Origin of the sequence: Pseudomonas botevensis (assembly GCF_019145475.1) — a bacterium.
Taxonomy (GTDB): Bacteria; Pseudomonadota; Gammaproteobacteria; order Pseudomonadales; family Pseudomonadaceae; genus Aquipseudomonas; species Aquipseudomonas botevensis.
The window spans coordinates 51,848-73,471 of the sequence record NZ_JAHTKI010000005.1 but is presented as its reverse complement, the minus strand read 5'-3'; the positions used below and the strand labels follow the sequence as shown (position 1 = coordinate 73,471).

Sequence of the window (21,624 nt, the reverse complement as noted above, 5' to 3'; positions counted from 1 at the left end):
GGGCTCTTTATAAGTGAAGCAGCCGGATTAGACCAGCTTCTCCAGCTCAGGTACGGCTTCGAACAGATCCGCCACCAGACCGTAATCGGCCACCTGGAAGATCGGCGCTTCTTCGTCCTTGTTGATCGCAACGATCACTTTGGAGTCTTTCATGCCGGCCAGGTGCTGGATCGCGCCGGAGATACCGACGGCGATGTACAGCTGTGGAGCGACGATCTTGCCGGTCTGACCGACCTGCATGTCGTTCGGTACGAAACCTGCGTCGACCGCGGCGCGGGAAGCGCCGACGGCAGCGCCCAGCTTGTCGGCCAGGGCGTACAGGTGCTTGAAGTTGTCGCCGTTCTGCATGCCGCGACCGCCGGAAACGACGATTTTGGCAGCGGTCAGCTCAGGACGATCAGATTTCGCAAGCTCTTCGTTGACGAAGCTGGAAGTACCGGCGTCGTGAGTAGCGGCCAGCGATTCAACGGCAGCCGAACCACCTTCAGCGGCAACCGGGTCGAAACCGGTGGCACGCACGGTGATCACTTTGATGGCGGCGGTCGACTGCACGGTCGCAATGGCGTTACCGGCATAGATCGGACGCTTGAAGGTGTCGGCGCTTTCTACCGAGATGATCTCGGAGATCTGGTCGACGTCCAGCGACGCGGCAACGCGTGGCAGGATGTTTTTGCCGTTGGAAGTGGCGGCAGCCAGGATGTGGCTGTAGCCCTTGCCCAGTTCGGCGACCAGCGGAGCGACGTTTTCCGGCAGCTGATGCGCGTAAGCGGCGTTGTCAGCGTTCAGGACTTTGCTCACGCCCGCGATTTTCGCAGCGGCTTCAGCCACGGCGCCAGCGCCCTGACCGGCCACCAGAACGTGGATGTCGCCGCCGATCTTGGCAGCGGCAGCCACGGTGTTCAGCGTGGCCGGGGCCAGCACTTTGTTGTCGTGTTCAGCGATTACCAGGATAGTCATGGTCAGATCACCTTCGCTTCGTTTTTCAGTTTCTCGACCAGTTCAGCCACCGACTTGACCTTGATGCCCGCGCTGCGTGCAGCCGGCGCTTCGACTTTCACGGTCTTGTTGGTGGAGGCGGTGGAAACGCCCAAAGCGTCAGGCGTCAGCACTTCGAGAGGCTTCTTCTTGGCTTTCATGATGTTTGGCAGCGACGCGTAGCGCGGCTCGTTCAAACGCAGGTCGGTGGTGACGATCGCTGGCAGTTTCAGGGAAACGGTCTGCGCGCCGCCGTCGATTTCGCGGGTCACGGCAACGCTGTCGCCGGAGACTTCGACTTTCGAGGCGAAAGTGCCCTGACCGTAGCCGCTCAGTGCAGCGAGCATCTGGCCGGTCTGGTTGTTGTCGCTGTCGATGGCCTGTTTGCCCAGGATCACCAGCTGAGGCTGTTCCTTGTCGACCACAGCCTTGAGCAGCTTGGCCACGGCCAGGGAAGTCAGGTCTTCGGCGGATTCGACGAGGATGGCGCGGTCGGCACCCAGAGCCAGTGCGGTACGCAGCTGCTCCTGAGCGGTGGACGGGCCGATGGAGACGACGACGATTTCAGTCGCAACGCCTTTCTCTTTCAGGCGTACGGCTTCTTCCACTGCGATTTCGCAGAACGGGTTCATCGACATCTTGACGTTGGCGAGGTCTACGCCGGAATTGTCCGCCTTGACGCGAACCTTGACGTTGTAATCCACAACGCGTTTGACAGCTACAAGAACCTTCATGGATTCCTCGTTACTCTCCGGTGAAAAGAAAGTCGCCTAGGCGAACCTGGCGGTTGATGCTCATCGGGCACAAGGGCACCTCTAAAAACGCCGGCATGAGTACGGGATGTTTCACATCGCGAAGTGGATGACCGTTCGTCAGTGGTGACCGATAAGTCATTCATCTTTGCGGTGTGTAAACTGCGCGCCAGATCTGTGTCGCGCATCACCGGGTACCGCCTACGCCCTGTCTTTAGAGGTGCTCTTGAAACCGCCAGTCTGCCTACGGCGAGCGCAAAACCGCCCGTATCTTGACCGGAACGCCTATTCCGGTCAATACGGCAAAATAGCCGTTCATAAGCCGCGCTTCTTTGATTTCTCTGGCCTGCGGCCAATTCAAACAAACGTTTGTATTGGACGCTGGGAGTGGTGTAGATATAATGCGCCGCCTAGAGAGAAAGGTGGTTTGCCCATTATTACCCTTGACGTTAACGTAAAGGCAATAACGGATACGACACCGAACCTCCAAATTAGAAAAAAAACTGTTGAGCCTTGAGTAGGAGATAGCCTGTGGAACGCGAATACATGGAATTCGACGTGGTCATCGTCGGTGCCGGCCCCGCTGGCCTGTCCGCCGCCTGCCGTCTGAAGCAGAAGGCCGCCGAAGCCGGTAAGGAAATCAGCGTCTGCGTGGTCGAAAAAGGCTCCGAAGTCGGTGCTCACATCCTGTCCGGCGCGGTATTCGAACCACGGGCCCTGAACGAACTCTTTCCTGACTGGAAAGAACTCGGCGCCCCGCTGAACACGCCCGTCACCCGCGATGACATTTTCGTGCTGAAAAACGCCGAAAGCGCGCAAAAGATCCCTGACTTCTTTGTGCCCAAGACCATGCACAACGAAGGCAACTACATTATTTCCCTCGGCAACCTGTGCCGCTGGCTGGCCCAGCAGGCCGAGAACCTGGGCGTGGAAATCTACCCGGGCTTCGCCGCCCAGGAAGCGCTGTTCGACGAAAACGGCATCGTGCGCGGGATCATCACCGGTGACCTGGGTGTCGATCGCGAAGGCCATCCGAAAGAAGGCCTGTACACCCCGGGCATGGAATTGCGTGGCAAGTACACGCTGTTCGCCGAAGGCTGCCGTGGCCACATCGGCAAGCAGCTGATCAAGCGCTTCAACCTCGACAGCGATGCCGACGCCCAGCACTACGGCATCGGCCTGAAAGAAATCTGGGAAGTCGACCCGGCCAAACACCAGCCAGGCCTGGTGGTACACACTGCCGGTTGGCCGATGGACATCATGGGCACCGAGAACACCGGCGGCTCGTTCCTCTATCACCTGGAAAACAATCAGGTGGTGGTCGGCCTGATCGTCGATCTGTCCTACAGCAACACGTACCTGTCGCCGTTCGACGAATTCCAGCGCCTCAAGCACCACCCGGTACTCAAGCAGTACCTGGAAGGCGGCAAGCGCATCAGCTACGGCGCCCGCGCGATCTGCAAGGGTGGCCTGAACTCGTTGCCGAAAATGGTGTTCAAGGGCGGCGCACTGATCGGTTGCGACCTCGGCACCCTGAACTTCGCCAAGATCAAGGGCAGCCACACCGCGATGAAGTCCGGCATGCTCGCCGCTGAATCGGTGGCTGACGCATTGTTCGCCGACAAGGACGGCAGCGAAGAGCTGACCACCTACGTCGACGCGTTCAAGAAGAGCTGGCTCTACGAAGAACTGTTCGCCAGCCGCAACTTCGGCCCGGCGATCCACAAGTTCGGCGCCATCGTCGGCGGCGGCTTCAACTGGCTGGACCAGAACATCTTCGGCGGCAAACTGCCGTTCACCCTGCACGACACCAAGCCGGATTACGCCTGCCTCAAGCTCGCCGCCGACTGCAAGAAAATCGACTACCCGAAACCCGACGGCAAGATCAGCTTCGACAAGCTGAGCTCGGTGTTCATCTCCGGCACCAACCACGAAGAAGAACAACCGTGCCACCTGAAGCTGACCGACCCGACCATTCCGCTGGCCAAGAACCTGCCGCTCTACGACGAACCCGCCCAGCGTTACTGCCCGGCCGGCGTCTATGAAGTGGTGACCAAGGAAGACGGCGAGAAACGCTTCCAGATCAACGCCCAGAACTGCGTACACTGCAAGACCTGTGACATCAAGGACCCTTCGCAGAACATCACCTGGGTCACGCCGGAAGGCGCTGGCGGCCCGACTTACCCGAACATGTAAGTCGAAACGCTGAACATCGAGGCTCCCGATATGGGGGCCTTTTTGTTGCCTGCGATTCGGTCATCAGGCAGCGCGTTCATCCCCGGGACTGCGCTCGAAGTAGCGCTTGTACTCGCGACTGAACTGCGACGTGCTCTGATACCCCACCCGATGCGCCACCTGCGCCACGCCCAGTCCCTCGGCGATCAGCAACGTCTGCGCCTTGAGCAAACGCAAACGTTTCAGATACTGCACCGGCGACAGCAACGTGCTGCGTTTGAAATGTTCATGGAAAGTCGAAACGCTCATGTTCGCGCAACCGGCGAGGGTCTCGACATTCAGCGGCTCGGTGTAATGCGCATGCAGATGGCTGATCGACGCCGCCACCCGGGCAAACTGCCCCTGCTGTTCCACCAACGCCCGCAGCACATCGGCCTGGGGTCCGCGCAGCGCGACGAACAGCAACTCACGCACTCGCGCCGGCCCGAGAATCTGGCACTCCAGCGGATCGTGCAGACAGCGCAACAACCGTTCGACGCAACCGCGCATGCCGTCATCGAGCACCACTGAGGTCATCGACTCCGGCGTCTGCGCTGCGATATGCCGCCCCGGCGCCAGCCCCATCGCCAACACCAACTCACCCAACAGCACCCGATCGATCGCCACCGACACCCCCAGCAACGGCGCATCCGGCAAGGCATAAGTCTCGCACTCGAACGGCACCGGCAACGCCTGAATCAGGTAATGCCCGGCACCGTACTCCATCGTGCGCGGTCCCAGGTACGCCAGTTTGCTGCCCTGGGCGATGATCATCAGGCTCGGTTCATAAATGTGCGGGCCACGGGCCACGTCGCAACTGGCGCGCAACACCTGCACGCCCGGTAGACCGGTCTGGCTGTAGCCATCGCGCAGCGCCAGCGGTTCGATCAACGAAACCAGGGTGGCGTTGGCATCAAGGTGACGGGTCAATTGCATCGGATTGCTCTTCAAAAAAGTCACGGAATCAGGGACGAAAATATCATCGCAGATCCTTTTGCCAATGCGACCGATCAAACCCGCATGCCGGAGGATTAGGCATGACACCCGGAGGAATCGCCATGGCCGGACACCCGGACGGCGCCCAGAATGCGCCGCCTCACCTGTCACTGCTTTTGCGAGGTTCCCCATGTACACCGCCATCGGCTATGCCGCCCAATCGGCCACCACGCCCCTCGCCCCGATGAAGTTCGAACGCCGCAGCCCACGGGCCGACGACGTGGCGATCGACATTCTGTATTGCGGCGTCTGCCACTCCGACATCCACCAGGCGCGCAACGAATGGGGCATCGCCGTTTATCCGTTGATGCCTGGCCACGAGATCGTCGGAAAAGTCACCGCCATCGGTGCGAATGTCACCCGCCACAAGGTAGGCGATCTGGTCGGCGTCGGCTGCATGGTCGACTCCTGCCGCACCTGCGAAGCCTGCCAGTCCAACCTCGAGCAATATTGCCTCGAAGGCCCGACCATGACCTACGCCACCCCGGACCGGGTCGACGGCAGCAACACCATGGGCGGTTACTCGGACAGCATCGTCGTCAGCGAGCATTTCGTGGTGCGCATCCCGGAAAAACTCGACCCGGCCAGCGCCGCACCGATTCTCTGCGCCGGCATCACCACCTACTCGCCGCTCAAACACTACGGCGTGAAGGCCGGCGACAAGGTCGGGATTCTCGGCATGGGCGGCCTGGGCCACATGGGCATCAAGTTCGCCAAGGCCATGGGCGCTGAAGTGACGCTGTTCACCCGTTCGGCAAGCAAGGCCGAAGAAGGTCGTCGTCAGGGCGCCGATCATGTGATCGTCTCCACCGACGAAGAGCAGATGAAAGCTGCAGCCGGTCGTTTCGATTTCCTGCTGGACACCATTCCGGTCCAGCACGATCTCAACCCGTACCTCGACACCCTGCGCTTCGACGGCGTGCACATTCTGGTGGGTCTGATCGAGCCGATCGATCCGCCGGTCCACGCCGCCAAACTGGTGCTGGGCCGTCGCGTTTTGGCCGGTTCGTTGATCGGTGGCGTCGCCGAAACCCAGGAAGTGCTGGATTTCTGCGCCGAACACAACATCAGCTGCGACATCGAGATGCTCGACATCCGCCAGATCAACGAGGCTTACGCGCGGATGATCGCCGGGGATGTGAAGTACCGCTTCGTGATCGACATGGCGACCTTGAAAGTCTGACGCGTCAGACCTTCAACCCCAGCTCCGCCGAGAGCCGGGCCGTGACCCCTTTGATCAGGGGAATCAGCTCGGCCATTTTTTCCAGTGGCATATAAGGCACGGTGCTGGCGATGCTGATGGCCGCGACGATCTGCTTGCTCGCATCGCGGATCGGCGCCGCCACGCAACGGATCGACGGCTCGTTGTCCTCCAGATCGAAGGCGTAGCCGCCGGCCACGTATTCGGTCATCCGCTGCTCCAGTTGCTCCCACGACTGCTGTGGGTGCTGCGGCCAGAACTGACTTTTCCCACCCGCCGGCAGGCTGATGTCGTACAGCCGCTGCCAATTCTGCGGCGTGTCATCCAGCATCAGCGCCTTGCCGATCCCGGTGCGCGCCAGCGGCATGCGATGGCCGACCCGCGAACGCATTTCCGGGCCATTGCGCCCCGGATTTTTCAGCAGATACAGCACTTCGTCGCCTTCGCGAATGCCCAGGTGAACAGTGTCACCGGTCAGCGCCGACAATTCGTCCAGATACGGCCCGGCCAGGCTCGCCAGCGGCAACTCTTCGCGCGCCTGGAAACCCAGTTCGATCAGCTTCGGCCCCAGCAGATAGCCCACTTGCGGCACAACCCGCAGATAGCGTTCGTCCACCAGACAACTCGCCAGCCGATGGGTGGTGCTGCGCGTGGTGCCGATCAGCCGCGCGATCTCTTTCAGATCGCGGGCGCCACTGGCGACGGCCTGCACCACACCCAACCCGCGAAGCAGGGTCTGGGTGCCGGTGGGCGCGGCGTCCTTGGCGTTTTTTGGGGCGTCTTCCTGCATATCCAGCCTTTACCGTTGAGCGAGGGAACGGGCGGCATTATGGTCGCCCGACACGGACGACTACAACTCGATACGCTCGACCTTGCCCACCAGCAGCACGTAGGACAAGGCACCGATCAGCGCCAGAACCGCGATGTAGGTGATCGCCGGCGCGAACGAATCACCGCTGGCGAGGAAACCGATGACAATCGGCGTGGCGATGGCCGACAGGTTGCCGATGAAATTGAACACCCCGCCAGTCAATCCGAGCAGCCTGGCCGGCGCCAGCGTCGACACCAGGGACCAGGTGATCGAGGCCAGCCCGTTGCCGAAAAACGCCAGCGCGAGGAAGGCAATCACCAGCGGCGTCGACTCGACGAAGTTGGCGCCGATGATCGAGGTGGAAATCAGCAGACCACCGATGATCGGCAACTTGCGCGCGAAGCCGACGGTATAACCACGGCGAATCAGGAAGTCGGAAAAGAACCCTGAACACAACACGCCGATAAACGCAGCGAGGAACGGCAGCGACGCCAGCAGGCCGGACTTGATGAAGTCCATGCCGCGATACTTCACCAGATAGGTCGGGAACCACGTCAGGAAAAACCACAGCGTCGAGTTGAGGCAGAACTGACCGAGGTAAATCCCCCACAACTTGCGTTTGCTGAGGACGATGCCCAGATCCGTCCAGCTGAATTTGGCCTTGACCTTCGCGGCGTCGGCCTGGATATCCACCAATCCGCCGCCCTCGCGGATCAGGTCGATTTCCGCCTCGTTGGCGCCTTTGAAATCCCGTGGTTCGCGATACACCGCGTACCAGATCGCCGCCCAGATAATGCCGACCGCGCCGGTGACCACGAACACCATGTGCCAGCCGTATTCATGCTGCAGCCAGGCCAGTACCGGGGTCAGGAACGCCAGCCCGACGAACTGGCCGGAGGTGTAGAAACCGATGGCGGTGGCCCGTTCACGCTCGGGAAACCAGGTGGTCACCACGCGGCTGTTGATCGGATATGCCGGCGCTTCCAGCGCACCGACCGCCATGCGCAGCACGAACAACGCAATGAAGCTCGCGGCGAAGCCGAGCATCACCGTCGCCACAGACCACAGTAGCAGCGCGGCACTGTACAGAATGCGCGGCGGCACCCGATCCACCAGCCAGCCGCCGGGGATCTGCATGGCGGCGTAGGTCCAGCCGAACGCAGAGAAAATCAGCCCGACGTGAACCGGGTCGATGCCCAGTTCGGAGGTCAGCGCCGGGGCGGCAATCGACAGGTTGCTGCGGTCGAGGTAGTTGATGACCACGGTGATGAACAGCAACACCATGATGAAAAAGCGCTTGCGGCTGGGCGTGACCAATGACGCCTGCCCGGTCAGGGTTTGCGGTTGCATGGGGGTGCCTCTTCTTATGTTTATTGAGGTCGGCGTGAAGCCTTGCACTGAGCGTTTGTGGGAGTCGGGCTCACCCGCGAAAGGGGTTTGTCAGTCAACATCTGCTGAGCTGACATGACGCATTCGCGAGCAAGCTCGCTCCCGCAAGGGGGGGCGAAAAGCGTTGAGTCAGCGACTCACCACTCGGCAAAACTGCCATCGGCATGCCGCCAGACCGGGTTGCGCCAGCGGTGGCCGACGGCGGCGCGCTCGATCACATATTCCTCGTTGATCTCGATGCCAAGCCCCGGGCCGTTCGGGATCTTGACGAAGCCCTGGTCGTAGTCGAACACCCGTGGGTCCTTCACATAATCGAGCAAGTCGTTGCTCTCGTTGTAATGGATGCCCAGGCTCTGCTCCTGAATGAACGCGTTGTAGCAAGCCGCATCCAGTTGCAGACACGCCGCCAGCGCAATCGGCCCCAACGGGCAATGCAGCGCCAGCGCCACATCGTAGGCTTCGGCCATGTTGGCGATCTTGCGGGTCTCGGTGATGCCACCGGCGTGGGACGCATCGGGCTGGATGATGTCGACGTAGCCTTCGCTCAACACCCGTTTAAAGTCCCAGCGGGAAAACAGCCGTTCGCCCAGGGCAATCGGTGTACTGGTCAGCGGAGCCAGCTCTTTCAGTGCTTCGTAGTTTTCGCTGAGCACCGGTTCTTCGATGAACATCAATTTGAACGGATCGAGTTCCTTCATCAGCACCTTGGCCATGGGTTTGTGGACCCGGCCATGGAAGTCGACGCCGATGCCGACGTTCGGTCCGACCGCATCGCGCACCGCCGCCACGTTGGCCAGTGCCAGGTCGACCTTGTCGAAGGTGTCGAGGAATTGCAGCTCTTCGGTGCCGTTCATTTTCACCGCTGTGAAACCACGGCCCACCGCTTCTTTGGCCGCGCGCGCGGTGTCAGCCGGACGATCGCCGCCGATCCACGAATACACACGAATCTTGTCGCGCACCTGACCACCCAGCAGATCGCTGACCGATACGCCGAGGGCCTTGCCCTTGATGTCCCACAACGCCTGGTCGATACCGGCCAGGGCGCTCATGTGGATCGCACCGCCACGGTAGAAGCCGCCGCGATACAACACCGTCCAGATGTCTTCGATGTTGCGTGGGTCTTTGCCGATCAGGTAGTCGGACAATTCCTCAACGGCAGCCGCGACGGTGTGCGCGCGACCTTCGACCACGGGTTCGCCCCAACCGGTCACGCCCTCGTCGGTTTCGACCTTGAGGAAGCACCAGCGCGGCGGAACGATGAAGGTCGTGAGTTTGGTGATTTTCATCTCTGCTCTCTTTTTGTAAATGCAGCTTTTATAGATGCAGCGCACTCAGCGCCAGAAAGTCTTAGCGAAGGGCTTTCCAGGCCGCGACATAGGCCTTGGCATTGGCCGCCACTTGCTCAGTCGTCATACCCGGTTTGAACAGCCCGGAGCCGAGGCCGAAGCCTTTGACGCCCGCGTCGATGAAGACCTGCATGTTGTCCGGCGTGATCCCGCCGACCGGCGCCAGCACCGTTCCGACCGGCAACACCGCCAGCCACGCCTTCACCACCGCCGGCCCCATCTGCTCGGCCGGGAACAGCTTGAGAATGTCCGCGCCCTCCTCCAGCGCGGCGAAGGCTTCGGTCGGCGTCGCGACACCCGGCGACAGGTACAGCCCCGCCGCTTTCGCCGCCCGCAACACCTTGGCATCGCTGTGGGGCATGACGATCACTTGCCCCCCGGCCTCTTTCACCAGTTCCACCTGTTCCGGGGTCAGCACCGTGCCGGCACCGATCAGGCAATCGGCGGGCAAGGCCTCGCGCAGGATGCGGATACTTTCGTACGGCGAAGGGGAATTTAGCGGTACTTCGATGACGCGAAATCCGGCTGCATACAGGACTTCTCCGACAGCCGCGGCTTCCTGCGGATGCAGGCCGCGCAGAATCGCGATCAGACCGTTTTGCGCCAATGCTTGCTTGAGCATGTCAGGCCTCCAGTCAGGGTTAACGGGATGAGGAATCGATCAGTCCGGCGGCCAGCGCCAGTTGCCACAGGCCACGCTCGGTGGCCTGCTCCGCCAGGGTCACCCGGGCGAAACCGCAGGCGTCGAGCGCACGGCTGTAACGGGCACACAATTGGCTGTTGCCGATAAGAATGATCGAAGGAAGATGGACGCTGTTGCGTCGACGCCGCTGAACCTGGGCAAGCGCCGCCAGTTCATGGCCAATCAACAGACCGGAAAGATAATCGGCCTGTGCGGTGGCACTGAGTTCGCCTGTCAGGCCCAGGCTGCGGGCGCTGAACAGGGTCGACAACACACCGATCTCGCCGTCCGCCGACAACGCTACCTGCACGCCACGATCAAACGCCTGGCCGTCGAAAGTCGCGCCGTGCTGTTGGGTACGGCCGAGAATGCTGTGCTCGCTGAGCACGGCGAACACCTCGCCGGTCATGAACGTGTCGAAATGGGTGATGCAGCCATCGACCACTTCCACCCATTTCGAATGACTGCCCGGCAGGCCGATCAACAGATCGTCACTCGCCTCCAGCGCAAGATTCTGCAAGACGCCGAGCACCTGGGTTTCTTCGCCACGCATGACATTCGGCAGACGCGAACGCTGGATCACCCCCGGCACGATATGCACCAGCGTGCCGCGAAGGCTGCGTACGGTTTGCAGGGAATTTCCGAGATCGGCGACGTTGGCCGGCGTGTCGCGGTAGGCCGCTTCGCGCCAACCCTGGGCGCTGCCGACCATGCCGCAAGCGATCACCGGCAACTGCGGCTGCGCATCAAGCCAGTCACCACAGGCCTCGTCGAAGGCCAGTTCAAAACCATCGGCGCATTCGCGACCGTGGAGGATGCGCGGCGTCTTCGGCAACTGCATGATCCCGGACGACAGCGAACGCTGCTCCAGCACCTGGCCACCCGCCGCGAGTTTATAAGCACGTAATGAGGTCGTCCCCCAATCGAGCGCGATCAATTGCGCCAGCATCGCTTCACCTGTTTTGTTTTTGGCAGTGAGTGAGCTGGACTATAGACCTCTCAAGCCAGAAATCTCAATATGTAATTTTGCATCCCATATTTTGGGATTTGTAAAATTCACATCATCATGGCTTCCAGCCCTTCGTCAAACAGGAAAAGCTTGAAACTCTCAGGGTAATTCGAACCAAAGACATGCGTATCGCCCTGCGCATCACTCAGCCCTTCCTCTTCTCTTCCATCCGGTCGCTTGATCATGTACCGCACGTTCGGCTGGGGCTTTCGCGTGTGGGCATCGACAATTCGAAATTTGCCATTCAGTGGTGCGAACGAACTCAATAATCCACTGTAAGGCAGTCCACTACACACACCTCCATGAACGATGGTGTCCCCTGCGTAGTAGCGTCTCTCGATGATGCAAATCTGCTCGAATTGAAGCCACGATAGCGGCCGAAGCTCCGGCGGCAAGATTACATACTCCGGCGCTGTGATTACTTTTTGAACCTCAGCAATGATCCGAGACGTGGGTATATACATAACCTTTGAATAATAGGCCTTATAGAAAGTAGCCGTTATCGTCGCTTGACAGGGAATATAGTCTTGCCTGCCCAGCAACGATAACAACTCCTCTTTTCTGATTATTCTGGAACTGCCGCCCTGATCAACATCCTCTTCAAATCTGAACCACACATTAAACTCATAACGTCGATCCCCCTCAACAACTCGCACATCACGGACAACACCGCCACCGTAAAGTCGAATCTTATGAAGAATGGAAAAATCAACGTCGCCATCCAGCGAACATTTCAACCATGTTCCGACTTGTTCGTTAATACCATGCGACCTGTATAAATTCACCAAATCTCTATCAGACCTGAAGCGAAGATTATAATCTCCGGCATCATACTCAATAGATGCGAACTCAATTCGTGGCGCCGGAACATGCAATTGCATACATGAAGAACAGAGCAAAAACAATACAGCTAAAACCAATCTATACATCACCACCCCAAAAAATCAGACACACAACAATTATAAATTGTTCGCCTCACAGATTCCGCTACTGACCCAAAGCATGAATAATACTTTCAACCGGAACGTACATAACATTTGAAAAATAAGTATCTATCATTGTCGCACTGGCAAAAAACTTACAAGTCACCTGTTTTTTATTACCCAATAATTTCTTTATTTCTGCAGGCGTCAGATTTCTTTCGCTATTTCCATTGGCAACCGACTCACTGAAAACCACTTGCGAAACAAAATCCAAATGGGATCCTGATGAATCATCTGAAACCCCACCGCGCATGAAGCGTTTCATCTGATGACCTTCACTAAAGTCATCATCGTTTTCTAAAGCGCAAAGTAATCCAACGCCGATCAACGATTTATACGGCCCCAAAATATCAATATCGGAAGAAAAGTGTAGATCGTACAGTGGCGTATTACCAACACGTTCAATTTTAGAGAATTGAAGATTTGCAGGAGGCTTGGCTTGTTTAAAAGTACAGCCTGCCACCACGCACATGAACAGTATAAAAATGTTCCTTATTATCATCACATTTCGCCCCTGAAATGTTTATTGACCGAGTTGGTCATGTAATTCAAAGCTGACTCTCCATCCGCCAGAGCCGTGGTATACATGATACCCGCCGATTCGTGATTGACGTCCATGATACTGTTTACGTTCGGCCCGCTTTCCACACGCCATTGCTCACCGATTCCGGCGTTCCCGCTAGAGTCACTCCACAAACAGTTGGATGGTTTCAGCAAGATGGGAGCTGACCGCATGGGTAAATCCGGCCGCATCAGTTACGCCGTGTTCTTCACTGCCATTCCCACGCTTGATAGTGTAAGGATGATTGGCAACAGGCTCGTCCGAGAACTCATTGACGCAGCGAAGGCTCCACGGGCGCGGAGAAAGAGTGCCGAAGGCATTGCAGATGTCGTCCATGAGCGTGCAAAAATGGCGCGTAGAATGCCGGACTAGAGCCCTGTCGACAATCGTTTACGTATCAGATTGCCACTACCCCTTAACGCCCGTCGGCAAACTCCCGCAACACCTTGCCATCCATGCGATAGCGCACCCATTCCTCTTGTGGCTGGGCGCCGAGGGATTTGTAGAATTCGATGGCCGGGGTGTTCCAGTCCAGCACGCTCCATTCGAAGCGGCCGCAATCGTTGGCGCAGGCGATCTTGGCGAGGTGGCGCAGCAGGGTTTTGCCGGCACCGCCGCCGCGTTGTTCAGGGGTGATGTAGAGGTCTTCGAGGTACAGGCAGTTGCTGCCCAGCCAGGTCGAATAACTGAAGAAGAACACCGCGAAGCCGATCGGCAAACCGTCGCGCAGGCAGATCAGGCCGTGGGCGGTGGCGCCTTCGCTGAACAGGCTGCGTTCGATGTCGGCGACGCTGGCGATGACTTCGTGCCGGGCCTTCTCGAAATCCGCGAGTTCGGTGATGAAGGCGAGGATTTGCGGGGCATCGCTGGGGGTCGCCGGGCGGATTTCAATCGTCATGGACGGGCCTTGTCGGAAAAGGAAACCGCCATACTAAAGCGGCGCGGGGTGTACGGCAAAACTGCCGGTGCGGATGCAACTATTGTAAGAGTGAGACTGCTCGCGACAGGGGTGGTCAGTCAGTGGAGAAGTTGGCTGTGCCGGCGCTTTCGCAAACAGGCTCGCACCCACAGGGATTTCGTTTGATTTGAGGATCTGCATGACCATCAATGCCTTTGCGCCTATGGAAACGCTCGCCGCCGACCTGTTGCCCCATGCGCTGGAGCCCGCAGGAGACGGCGCTCACGATCTGTCGCATCTGCAACGGGTCTGGCACAACGCGCGCACCTTGCAGGCCGAAGAAGGTGGCGATCTGCAAGTATTGCTGGCGGCGGTGTTGTTGCACGATTGTGTGGCGGTGGAGAAGAACTCGCCACTGCGTTCGCAGGCCTCGCGGCTGGCAGCGGAAAAAGCCTCGCAGGTGCTGGCAGACCTGGACTGGTCGGCGGCAAAAATCAGCGCCGTGAGCCACGCCATCGAAGCCCACAGTTTTTCCGCCAGCATCACCCCGCGCACCCACGAAGCGAAGCTGCTGCAGGACGCCGATCGCCTCGACTCCCTGGGCATGCTTGGGGTGGCCCGCACTTTCTACGTCGCCGGGCGCATGGGCAGCGCGCTGTACGACGCGCAAGATCCGGAAGCCAAAGCAAGGGACTACGACGACACGCACTTCTGCCTCGATCATTTCCAGACAAAACTGCTGCACCTCGCTGATGGTTTCCAGACCGCTGCCGGTCAGCGTCTGGCCAATATCCGTCATCAACGGCTGAAGGGTTTCATGGAGCAGTTCAAGGAAGAAATCGGCATCATGTGAGGCATTACTCCGGCCGGCGACGATCCTGAGATCAGCAAGCTCAGACCTAAGCCCCGCGCCGGCCGTGTTAGATAGATGACGTTGAATTCTTCCGCTCAAGGAACCGCGTCATGCCGCAAGCAACACCCCAGGTCTCGGGCAAACTGTTCGGCCTGTTTTGCCTCGCCAGTTATCTGCTGTCGCTGTCCTATGGCGCGACGTTTCTGCTGTCGTTATTGATCGGTTCGCGCGGCGGTAACGAGCACGATGCCGGCAGCGTGATCAGCGCAGCGATGCTCAGTACGTTTGTGGCGGTGCTGGTGTCGGGGCATCTGTCCGATCTGCTCGGCGCAGCGCGTTCGATTGCGCTGTTCGGTCTGTTGCTGGTGGCGGCGAGCCTGGGGTTTGCGCTGACGCCGGGGTTCGGTCATCTGCTGTTGTTTTTCGGCTTGCTGCTGGGCCTCGGCTGGGGCGTTTTCTACACGCTGGGGCCGATCATCGTCGCCAGCCTGGTGAGCCCGGCGCAACGGGCCAGATACTTCGCCCTGCTGTCCGGCAGCATGATGACCGGGATCGGCAGCGGCCCGTTGCTCGGCCGTGCAGCCAGCGCGTTCAGCTTGCCTGTGACCTCGGCGTTTTACCTGGCAGCGGCGGCGAGTCTGATCGGCGTGTGGCTGTTCTGGCGTCTTGGCGCACGACTGAAAAGCACCCAGGCGACTTCAGCAGCACGCATCACCTGGCGAGCGACGACCCAGGTGCTGGGCTCCCGGGCGCTGTTCCCGATCATCATGGTCGGCCTCGGCGGTTGCGTGTTCGGCGGACTGTCGAGCTTCCAGACCAGTTATGCCGCAGCGCGCTCACTGGACTATTCGCTGTTCTTCCTCGGTTTCATGGGCGCGGCCATCAGCAGTCGCATGCTGATCGCCGGCTTCGTGGTCAAGCGCGATCCGTTGCGTGCATCGTGCCTGCTGTCGGGGCTGATGCTCGGCTCGATTGTGCTGTTCGCCTTCGGCGTCGACAGCGGTCCGAGCTATGTGCTGGCGGCGGTGATGCTCGGTGTCGGTTATGGCTTGACCTACTCGGTGATCAACGGCCTGGCCGCCAACGAAGCCCCGGCCGGCAGCACTTCCCAGGCGTTGCTGCTGTTCAGCCTGGCGTACTTTATCGGCGTTTTCGGCTTTCCTCTGCTGGCCGGGAAAATCATCGTTGAACATGGCATGGCGACGCTGCTGTCGACCGTGCTGGCGATCGCGCTGGTGAACTGGCTGATCACGCTTGGCCGCTTGTTCTGGCGTCGAATCAGCATCAGAACCGCCCCGGCGACCTAGACCGTTCGTCGTTCATCAGGCACCAACACCGCGCGAGGGCAGACCAAGATCATGTAAGGAATCCAATCACTGGAGAGCCCCATGATTTCGTCAAGGTTGACTGCCCTCATCTTCGCCACACTGCTTTGCCCGGCGGTTTTCGCCGCCACCACCGCCAGCGGCACCGGGCCGACCGATCCGGTCACACCGCCCCGAGCCCCTGCCATCAACAGCGCCCCCGGCATGAATACCGACGGCTCGGGCGTGCCTGTGATCAACCAGCCGCCCGCCACCGGCACCGACCCGCGCACCCAGGGCAGCGATCCGGGCCGTCAGGGCGGCATGAACACGCCCGACTCCCCCGCCACACCGGACAACGCCGGCCCTGGCGTCGGCTCGAAAACCACCACCGGAGGCTCAGGCTCCGAAGGCTCCGGCCAGTAGCTGGCCCGCAGCAACCCTTATCCACATCCATGAAGAGGTAAACATGAGCGTCGATAAAAACCTGGAAAAAGAAGTCCTCACCCGCCTGCTCCACGCCCACCCGAGCGGGCTGGGCAAAGAGGTGCTGGACAATTATCGCGGCGAGAAGGTCGTCGCCAGCGCCCTCGCCGCCTTGCAGGAACGTGGACTGATCCACCACGGCCATGTGACCTGCAACGAAGCGGGCGAGCATTCGCTGAACCTGCCGATCAAGCTCAGCGCCGCCGGCGTGGAAGCCGCCCGCAAGCTCGAGAGCTGACTCCGTGCGGGAGTTGCCTCTGGCAGCTCCCGCTCATTCATCCTGACGCAAAGGAGAAATCCCATGCCTCGTGGAAGCAAAGCCAAATACACCGCCGAACAAAAGCGCAAGGCCGCACACATCGAAGACAGCTATGAGCAAAAAGGCGTGTCGAAGGATGAGGCCGAGGCACGCGCCTGGGCGACGGTGAACAAACAGTCTGGGGGCGGTGAAAAATCCGGTGGCTCCGGACGCCGGAAACCGGCCAGCGCCAAGTCCGAAGATCGCAAGGAGTCCGCGCGGCGTGCGGTTGCCAGCCGTGAAGGACACCCGCGTAACAGCCAGGCCTCGAGGGATACGCAGACGGTCGACAGCCTGATGAAAGAGGCCCGGGCGAAGAAGATTCCGGGGCGCTCGTCGATGCGCAAGCAAGCGTTGATCGAGGCGCTGCGCAAGGCGGGTTGAGGGCGTTTTTTTTGCAGTGACGCCAAAGGCCAATTCGCGGGCAAGCCCGCTCCCACAGAAAAGCACCGAATCCCAATGTGGGAGCGGGCTTGCCCGCGAAGGCATCGTGTCAGGCGCTGAAGGTGTTGTGGATCAGCGCATCCACCTCAGCCGTCCCCGGCGCAGTCGCCGGTCCCCAGCGAGTCACCGCCAGAGCCGCCGCCGCATTCGCCCGCCGTGCCGCTTCAAAGGCAGGCAATCCCTGCGCCAATCCAGCGACAAACACTCCGGCATGGGCATCGCCCGCGCCGTTGCTGTCCACCGCCTGCACGGTAAACCCCGGCACATGCCGACGCTCGCCGCGCTGCTGAATCCAGCAACCCTGCGATCCATCACGCACCACCATCAGCACATCACCCGGCAGATATTCCACCAGGCGATCCAGAGCCTGGGCAATGTCCGCCGCCCCGGTAAACCGCAACGCCTCAACGCCATTGCTGGTCCACACATCGATGCGCGGCAACAGCGCCTGCATCAATGGCGTATCCGGCGAATCCACCAAGGGTCCCGGATCGAACACCACGTTGACCGAGGCTGGCAGCGCCAGCGTCCAGTCCACCAGCGCCTGGCCCTTGCCCGCATGCAGCAGGCTGTAGCCGCTGACGTAGGCGTAATCACCGTCCTCGGCCGGCACGCTGTTCAGATCGTCAACGCTCACCTCACCTTCGGCGCCGATGTAGGAAATGAAGCTGCGCTCGGCCGACGCATCGGTCAGCGCCACGCACAGGCCGGTGTCGCGCTGCGCAGGTTCGGCGATGCCGATGTGAATGCCTTCGGCGTGCATCGCCTGACGCGCCAGATCACCGAAACGGCCCGTGCCGTGGCGCCCCAGGTAAACCACCGGCAGGCCGTTACGCGCGGCGGCGGCCATCACATTGAAACCTCCGCCGGCCTCGAAAGCGGCGGATTGCGCCAGTACGTCGCCGCCGATCTGCGGCAGTTCATCCACGGCCATGACCAGGTCGATGATGACCTGGCCGGTGTGCAACATCTTAGGCATGAGCATTCTCGACCTGCGCGGCGCGGCGATCTTTTGCCCCGCCGAGTACCCAGTAAATCCCGCCGGCGACCACGAACGTCACGATCCAGCCGAGGCCGTTATGGCCCAGCCACGAGTCGGACAGAAAGCCCTTGAACCAGACGTTTTCAGCGGTGGTGCCGATGGTGGTGAAACTGAAGCCCAGCACGATGGCGATCGCCCAGGCGCCAAATGCACGCCACTCGATACCGCCGTTGTACCAATAGGCGCTGCTCGGGCTGACGTCGAGCAGGTCTTTCGGGCTGTAGTAGTGGCGATGAATCAGATCGACGACGAAGATCCCGACCCACGCGGTGATCGGCACCGCCAGCAGGGAAATGAATGTGATGAACGGGCCATAGAAACTGTCGGCGATCAGCATGAAGTAGATCGAACCGGCGAAGATCGCCACGATGTCGACCACCACCGCATACACGCGCTTGACCTTCAGACCGAGGGTCAGCGTGGTCAGGCCGGCGGAGTACACCGACAGGTTGTTCGACAGCAGCAGCCCGCCGAACGCGGTGATCAGGTACGGCACAGCCATCCAGGTCGGCAGCATGTCGCGGATCGCCACGATCGGGTCGGTGGCTGAAGCGAGGTCGTTGTTGCCCACCGACAGCAAGCCGCCGAGGGTGATCAGCAACACCAGCGGAATCCCCGCACCGAACGCCGCTGAGGCGACCAGCCGCACAGCCTTGACGCTGCGATGCTGGTAGCGCGACATGTCGGCGCCCGCGTTGGCCCAGCCGATCCCGGTGCCGGCGGCCATGGTGCCGATACCGATAATCATCGCGCTCATTGGCGCTGGCGTGGCGTTGAACACCGCGCTCCAGTCGATGGTCGCGCAAAGGAAGCCACCGACCAGAATGTTCAGCGCGCCGAACACGTAGGTCGCCCACTTCTGGATGACCAGCAAGGTGGCGTGGCCAAGGCCGGAGACCGACAGGGTCAGCAGCACGAAAATCGCGATGAACACCAGGGTCAGCACCGGCGCACTCTTCGCCTCGACCGGCGAGCCGAACAGGATCGAGCACAGCGACAACAGCACGAAGGCTGCGGTGGTGGTGTTGACGGTTTCCCAACCCAGGCGCGACATCAGCGACACCAGGGTCGGACCGATATTGCCGCGCACACCGAAGATCGCTCGCGACAGGGTCAGGCTCGGCGCACGACCACGGCGACCGGCAATCGAGATGATCCCCACCACCGCGAATGAACCGGCGGCGCCAAGGATGGCGACGATGATTGCCTGCCAGATCGCCAGGCCGCGAAACGCGACCAGGGTGGCGCCCAGCGGCAGGCCAAGGATGGAAATGTTGGCAGCGAACCAGACCCAGAACAGTTGCAGCGGATGACCGTTGCACTCGCCTTCCGGCACCGGCTCGATGCCCCGGGTTTCCAGTTGCCCGGCGCTTTGCCCGGCGTTCGATGAACTCATGAGAAATGCTCCTGTTTGCCTTTATTGTGGTTGTGGCAATGACGCAAAACGACAAGACATCCCGGCCGTCCTGGGCCTGTCTGTGCGATCCATTGCGAGTTAAAAAGCAGATCGGCGGCGCGCCCTTCGTGAGCAGCCCCGCTCCCACACCGGAGCTGTCACGCCCTCAATCCTGCGGAATGCTTGTGTGAAAGCAGGCTTGCCCGCGAAGGCGTCGGCCCCTTCAGCGCAGGGCCAACAGCCCTGCTACCAGTGGTTCAAGCTCAAGATCATTGACTGACTTGACCGTCTCGATCATCGGCGCCGGCCAGCTCTCCAGACCCAGGCAGGCCCCGAGCATGGCGCCGAGAATCGCCGCGATGGTGTCGGTGTCGCCGCCGAGGCTGGCGGCCATGCACAACGCATCGAACGCCGACATTTCCCCTACCGCCACTTGCTGCGCGAGAGCGAAGGAAACGACGACCGACTCCTGGGACGCCACCGAAGTGCCGATCACGTCGTACAGCAGATCAGCGAGCAACGCCTTGTCGCTGTCGACGCTGATGCTGCGCGCCCAACTGATGCGCGAGCCGATGCGGCCACCGGCGACCCAGTGCCCATGCTCTTCGGCTTGCTGGGCGATCTGCTGGCCGAGGTTCAGCGCCTCGCCCAGGTCCATGCCATTGATGCCCGCCGACACCACCGCCGCCACCGCCGCTGCGCTGGAAATCCCCAGCGTGGTGTTGTGGGTGACCTGACAGGCCTGCACTACCGCCGCAATAAAACGCTCCGGATCGGCGACATCCGCCGCGATCCCCACCGGCGTGATGCGCATCGCCGCGCCATTGGTGGTGCCGTAGCGCCCGGCCTCTTCCGGCGAGTGACCGGCAAGGATCATCTCGATCGCACGTTTGGTCGATGGCCCGAGCAGATCCTGCGAACCCTTGGCCTGCATCTCGGCTTCCCATTCGATCAGCCGCTGCGCGAGCACCGCCGGTTCGATCCGGCCCTTGCCCTCGACCAGCAACTCGCCGACCAGAATCGCCTGTTCGGTGTCATCGGTGATCGAGCCTTTGGGCATATTCGCCGCGATCGGTTGCAGCGGACCGGCGTCTTGCAGATCGGCGATCTTGCCGAAGCGCACCTTGATGGTTTCGCGGTTCAGCGATTGCGTCGGCATGCCCAGCGCATCGCCGAGGGCCAGGCCATAAAACGCGCCCAGGGCACGGTCGAGCGCGGTCATTTCGATTCTCCAAATTGCAGGTGCAGACGGAAATGCACCGGGTCGAGCAGGCTTTCGACCTGCTCCATGAAACGGTTCTGCCGGTCGTAGGTGGTCCGCAGTGCCTTGAGAAACACCGTGCCTTCAGGGCGACCAAGCAGTTCGGCGTCCACGGCGTTCAGCGGTTCCGCACCGATCCATTGATCGCCGCGCTCGCCGACGTAACCGTAGGCGGCCAGGGTGATGGTCAGGGAATTGTCGATCAGACCCACTCGCGGCAGGCTTTCCAGGCCGCCATTGGCGGGCATCAATGAACGTTCAAGGGACACCAGCGTGCCGTCGTTGGAACGGCGACGACGTTCGAGGATGATGAATTGATCAGTGCCGAACACGGCTTGCAGATCCGTTCGAGTCACCGCTTCCAGACGCAACACTTCGGTATTGATCAGCGCCCCGGTATCGGCCAGGGCCTGCGCCCAGCCACTGCGCTGGTCGAGCACCACCCCGTCGAAGGTGACGATCGAGCCGACGCCGCTTTGCGTGGCGATGTAATTGCGCCGCTTCAGTTCGGCCAGCGCTTCGCGCAACGTGCCACGGCTGACGTTGAATTCCTGAGCCAACTGATGCTCGCCGGGCAACAGAAAGCCGTCCTCCATGAGGCCGCTTTCGATGCGCCGGACGAGTTCGTCGACCACCCTTTGTTTCTTGTCAAATCGTACCTGTCTAATCATGTACAAATTGATAACCGAAACGGGCTGAGACGGGCAAGGGAAATTTTGCGT

23 protein-coding genes are annotated in these 21,624 nt (G+C 60.6%); 7 read left to right on the top strand and 16 right to left on the bottom strand.

What is annotated here, in order from left to right; all coding sequences use genetic code 11:
- Window positions 1-27 precede the first annotated feature (27 nt).
- On the bottom strand, window positions 28-957 hold the full coding sequence (locus KVQ74_RS08880) for an electron transfer flavoprotein subunit alpha/FixB family protein (RefSeq protein WP_217830699.1): 930 nt from the start codon (window positions 955-957) through the stop codon (window positions 28-30).
- A 2-nt stretch (window positions 958-959) separates the two neighbouring features.
- Complete coding sequence (locus tag KVQ74_RS08875; protein WP_007942046.1) at window positions 960-1,709, bottom strand: electron transfer flavoprotein subunit beta/FixA family protein; 750 nt, start codon at window positions 1,707-1,709, stop codon at window positions 960-962.
- A gap of 549 nt (window positions 1,710-2,258) precedes the next feature.
- Between KVQ74_RS08875 and KVQ74_RS08870 the strand changes: the two genes are divergently transcribed.
- Entirely contained in the window at window positions 2,259-3,923 is a 1,665-nt protein-coding gene (locus KVQ74_RS08870) for an electron transfer flavoprotein-ubiquinone oxidoreductase (RefSeq protein WP_217830698.1), read from the top strand.
- Between the two features lie 63 nt (window positions 3,924-3,986).
- Here the strand turns inward: KVQ74_RS08870 and KVQ74_RS08865 are convergent, their stop codons facing one another.
- Complete coding sequence (locus KVQ74_RS08865) at window positions 3,987-4,877, bottom strand: AraC family transcriptional regulator (protein ID WP_217830697.1); 891 nt, start codon at window positions 4,875-4,877, stop codon at window positions 3,987-3,989.
- A 190-nt stretch (window positions 4,878-5,067) separates the two neighbouring features.
- Between KVQ74_RS08865 and KVQ74_RS08860 the strand changes: the two genes are divergently transcribed.
- Window positions 5,068-6,120 carry an NAD(P)-dependent alcohol dehydrogenase gene (locus KVQ74_RS08860; protein WP_217830696.1) on the top strand — a complete coding sequence of 351 codons (1,053 nt, stop codon included), beginning with the start codon at window positions 5,068-5,070 and terminating at the stop codon, window positions 6,118-6,120.
- Between the two features lie 4 nt (window positions 6,121-6,124).
- On the opposite strand, the gene KVQ74_RS08855 is transcribed toward KVQ74_RS08860, so the two are convergent.
- From KVQ74_RS08855 to KVQ74_RS08815, 9 genes are all read right to left on the bottom strand, one after another.
- Complete coding sequence (locus tag KVQ74_RS08855; RefSeq protein WP_217830695.1) at window positions 6,125-6,928, bottom strand: IclR family transcriptional regulator; 804 nt, start codon at window positions 6,926-6,928, stop codon at window positions 6,125-6,127.
- Between the two features lie 60 nt (window positions 6,929-6,988).
- Window positions 6,989-8,299 carry an MFS transporter gene (locus KVQ74_RS08850; RefSeq protein WP_217830694.1) on the bottom strand — a complete coding sequence of 437 codons (1,311 nt, stop codon included), beginning with the start codon at window positions 8,297-8,299 and terminating at the stop codon, window positions 6,989-6,991.
- 176 nt (window positions 8,300-8,475) lie between these two features.
- Complete coding sequence (gene dgoD, locus KVQ74_RS08845) at window positions 8,476-9,624, bottom strand: galactonate dehydratase (protein ID WP_217830693.1); 1,149 nt, start codon at window positions 9,622-9,624, stop codon at window positions 8,476-8,478.
- A gap of 61 nt (window positions 9,625-9,685) precedes the next feature.
- Window positions 9,686-10,306, bottom strand: a complete 621-nt coding sequence (locus tag KVQ74_RS08840) for a 2-dehydro-3-deoxy-6-phosphogalactonate aldolase (protein WP_217830692.1) — start codon at window positions 10,304-10,306, stop codon at window positions 9,686-9,688.
- A gap of 19 nt (window positions 10,307-10,325) precedes the next feature.
- Window positions 10,326-11,315 (bottom strand): 2-dehydro-3-deoxygalactonokinase, encoded by a 990-nt coding sequence (locus tag KVQ74_RS08835; RefSeq protein ID WP_217830691.1) that lies wholly within the window; start codon window positions 11,313-11,315, stop codon window positions 10,326-10,328.
- Window positions 11,316-11,422: 107 nt separating this feature from the next.
- Entirely contained in the window at window positions 11,423-12,256 is an 834-nt protein-coding gene (locus tag KVQ74_RS08830) for a hypothetical protein (protein ID WP_217830690.1), read from the bottom strand.
- Window positions 12,257-12,362: 106 nt separating this feature from the next.
- Window positions 12,363-12,821 carry a hypothetical protein gene (locus KVQ74_RS08825; protein WP_217830689.1) on the bottom strand — a complete coding sequence of 153 codons (459 nt, stop codon included), beginning with the start codon at window positions 12,819-12,821 and terminating at the stop codon, window positions 12,363-12,365.
- A gap of 222 nt (window positions 12,822-13,043) precedes the next feature.
- On the bottom strand, window positions 13,044-13,256 hold the full coding sequence (locus KVQ74_RS08820) for a hypothetical protein (protein ID WP_217830891.1): 213 nt from the start codon (window positions 13,254-13,256) through the stop codon (window positions 13,044-13,046).
- A 79-nt stretch (window positions 13,257-13,335) separates the two neighbouring features.
- Complete coding sequence (locus tag KVQ74_RS08815; RefSeq protein ID WP_217830688.1) at window positions 13,336-13,818, bottom strand: GNAT family N-acetyltransferase; 483 nt, start codon at window positions 13,816-13,818, stop codon at window positions 13,336-13,338.
- A gap of 199 nt (window positions 13,819-14,017) precedes the next feature.
- On the opposite strand from KVQ74_RS08815, the gene KVQ74_RS08810 reads away from it, so the two are divergent.
- From KVQ74_RS08810 to KVQ74_RS08790, 5 genes are all read left to right on the top strand, one after another.
- A complete protein-coding gene (locus KVQ74_RS08810; protein ID WP_217830687.1) occupies window positions 14,018-14,671 on the top strand; it encodes an HD domain-containing protein in 654 nt (217 codons plus the stop codon).
- 110 nt (window positions 14,672-14,781) lie between these two features.
- A complete protein-coding gene (locus KVQ74_RS08805; protein ID WP_217830686.1) occupies window positions 14,782-15,978 on the top strand; it encodes an MFS transporter in 1,197 nt (398 codons plus the stop codon).
- Between the two features lie 81 nt (window positions 15,979-16,059).
- Window positions 16,060-16,401, top strand: a complete 342-nt coding sequence (locus KVQ74_RS08800) for a hypothetical protein (protein WP_217830685.1) — start codon at window positions 16,060-16,062, stop codon at window positions 16,399-16,401.
- A 43-nt stretch (window positions 16,402-16,444) separates the two neighbouring features.
- On the top strand, window positions 16,445-16,699 hold the full coding sequence (locus KVQ74_RS08795; RefSeq protein WP_217830684.1) for a hypothetical protein: 255 nt from the start codon (window positions 16,445-16,447) through the stop codon (window positions 16,697-16,699).
- Between the two features lie 63 nt (window positions 16,700-16,762).
- Window positions 16,763-17,143 (top strand): Rho termination factor N-terminal domain-containing protein, encoded by a 381-nt coding sequence (locus KVQ74_RS08790; RefSeq protein WP_217830683.1) that lies wholly within the window; start codon window positions 16,763-16,765, stop codon window positions 17,141-17,143.
- A gap of 109 nt (window positions 17,144-17,252) precedes the next feature.
- Here KVQ74_RS08790 and KVQ74_RS08785 read toward each other — a convergent pair whose 3' ends face one another.
- The 4 genes from KVQ74_RS08785 to KVQ74_RS08770 form a co-directional block, all read right to left on the bottom strand.
- Window positions 17,253-18,182, bottom strand: a complete 930-nt coding sequence (locus tag KVQ74_RS08785) for a PfkB family carbohydrate kinase (RefSeq protein ID WP_217830682.1) — start codon at window positions 18,180-18,182, stop codon at window positions 17,253-17,255.
- A complete protein-coding gene (locus tag KVQ74_RS08780) occupies window positions 18,175-19,641 on the bottom strand; it encodes a purine-cytosine permease family protein (RefSeq protein WP_217830681.1) in 1,467 nt (488 codons plus the stop codon). Before KVQ74_RS08780 ends, KVQ74_RS08785 begins: the two co-directional genes overlap by 8 nt.
- 223 nt (window positions 19,642-19,864) lie before the next feature.
- Window positions 19,865-20,863 carry an ADP-ribosylglycohydrolase family protein gene (locus KVQ74_RS08775; RefSeq protein WP_217830680.1) on the bottom strand — a complete coding sequence of 333 codons (999 nt, stop codon included), beginning with the start codon at window positions 20,861-20,863 and terminating at the stop codon, window positions 19,865-19,867.
- A complete protein-coding gene (locus KVQ74_RS08770) occupies window positions 20,860-21,573 on the bottom strand; it encodes a GntR family transcriptional regulator (RefSeq protein WP_217830679.1) in 714 nt (237 codons plus the stop codon). The genes KVQ74_RS08775 and KVQ74_RS08770 overlap by 4 nt, the downstream gene beginning before the upstream one ends.
- Window positions 21,574-21,624: the final 51 nt, after the last annotated feature.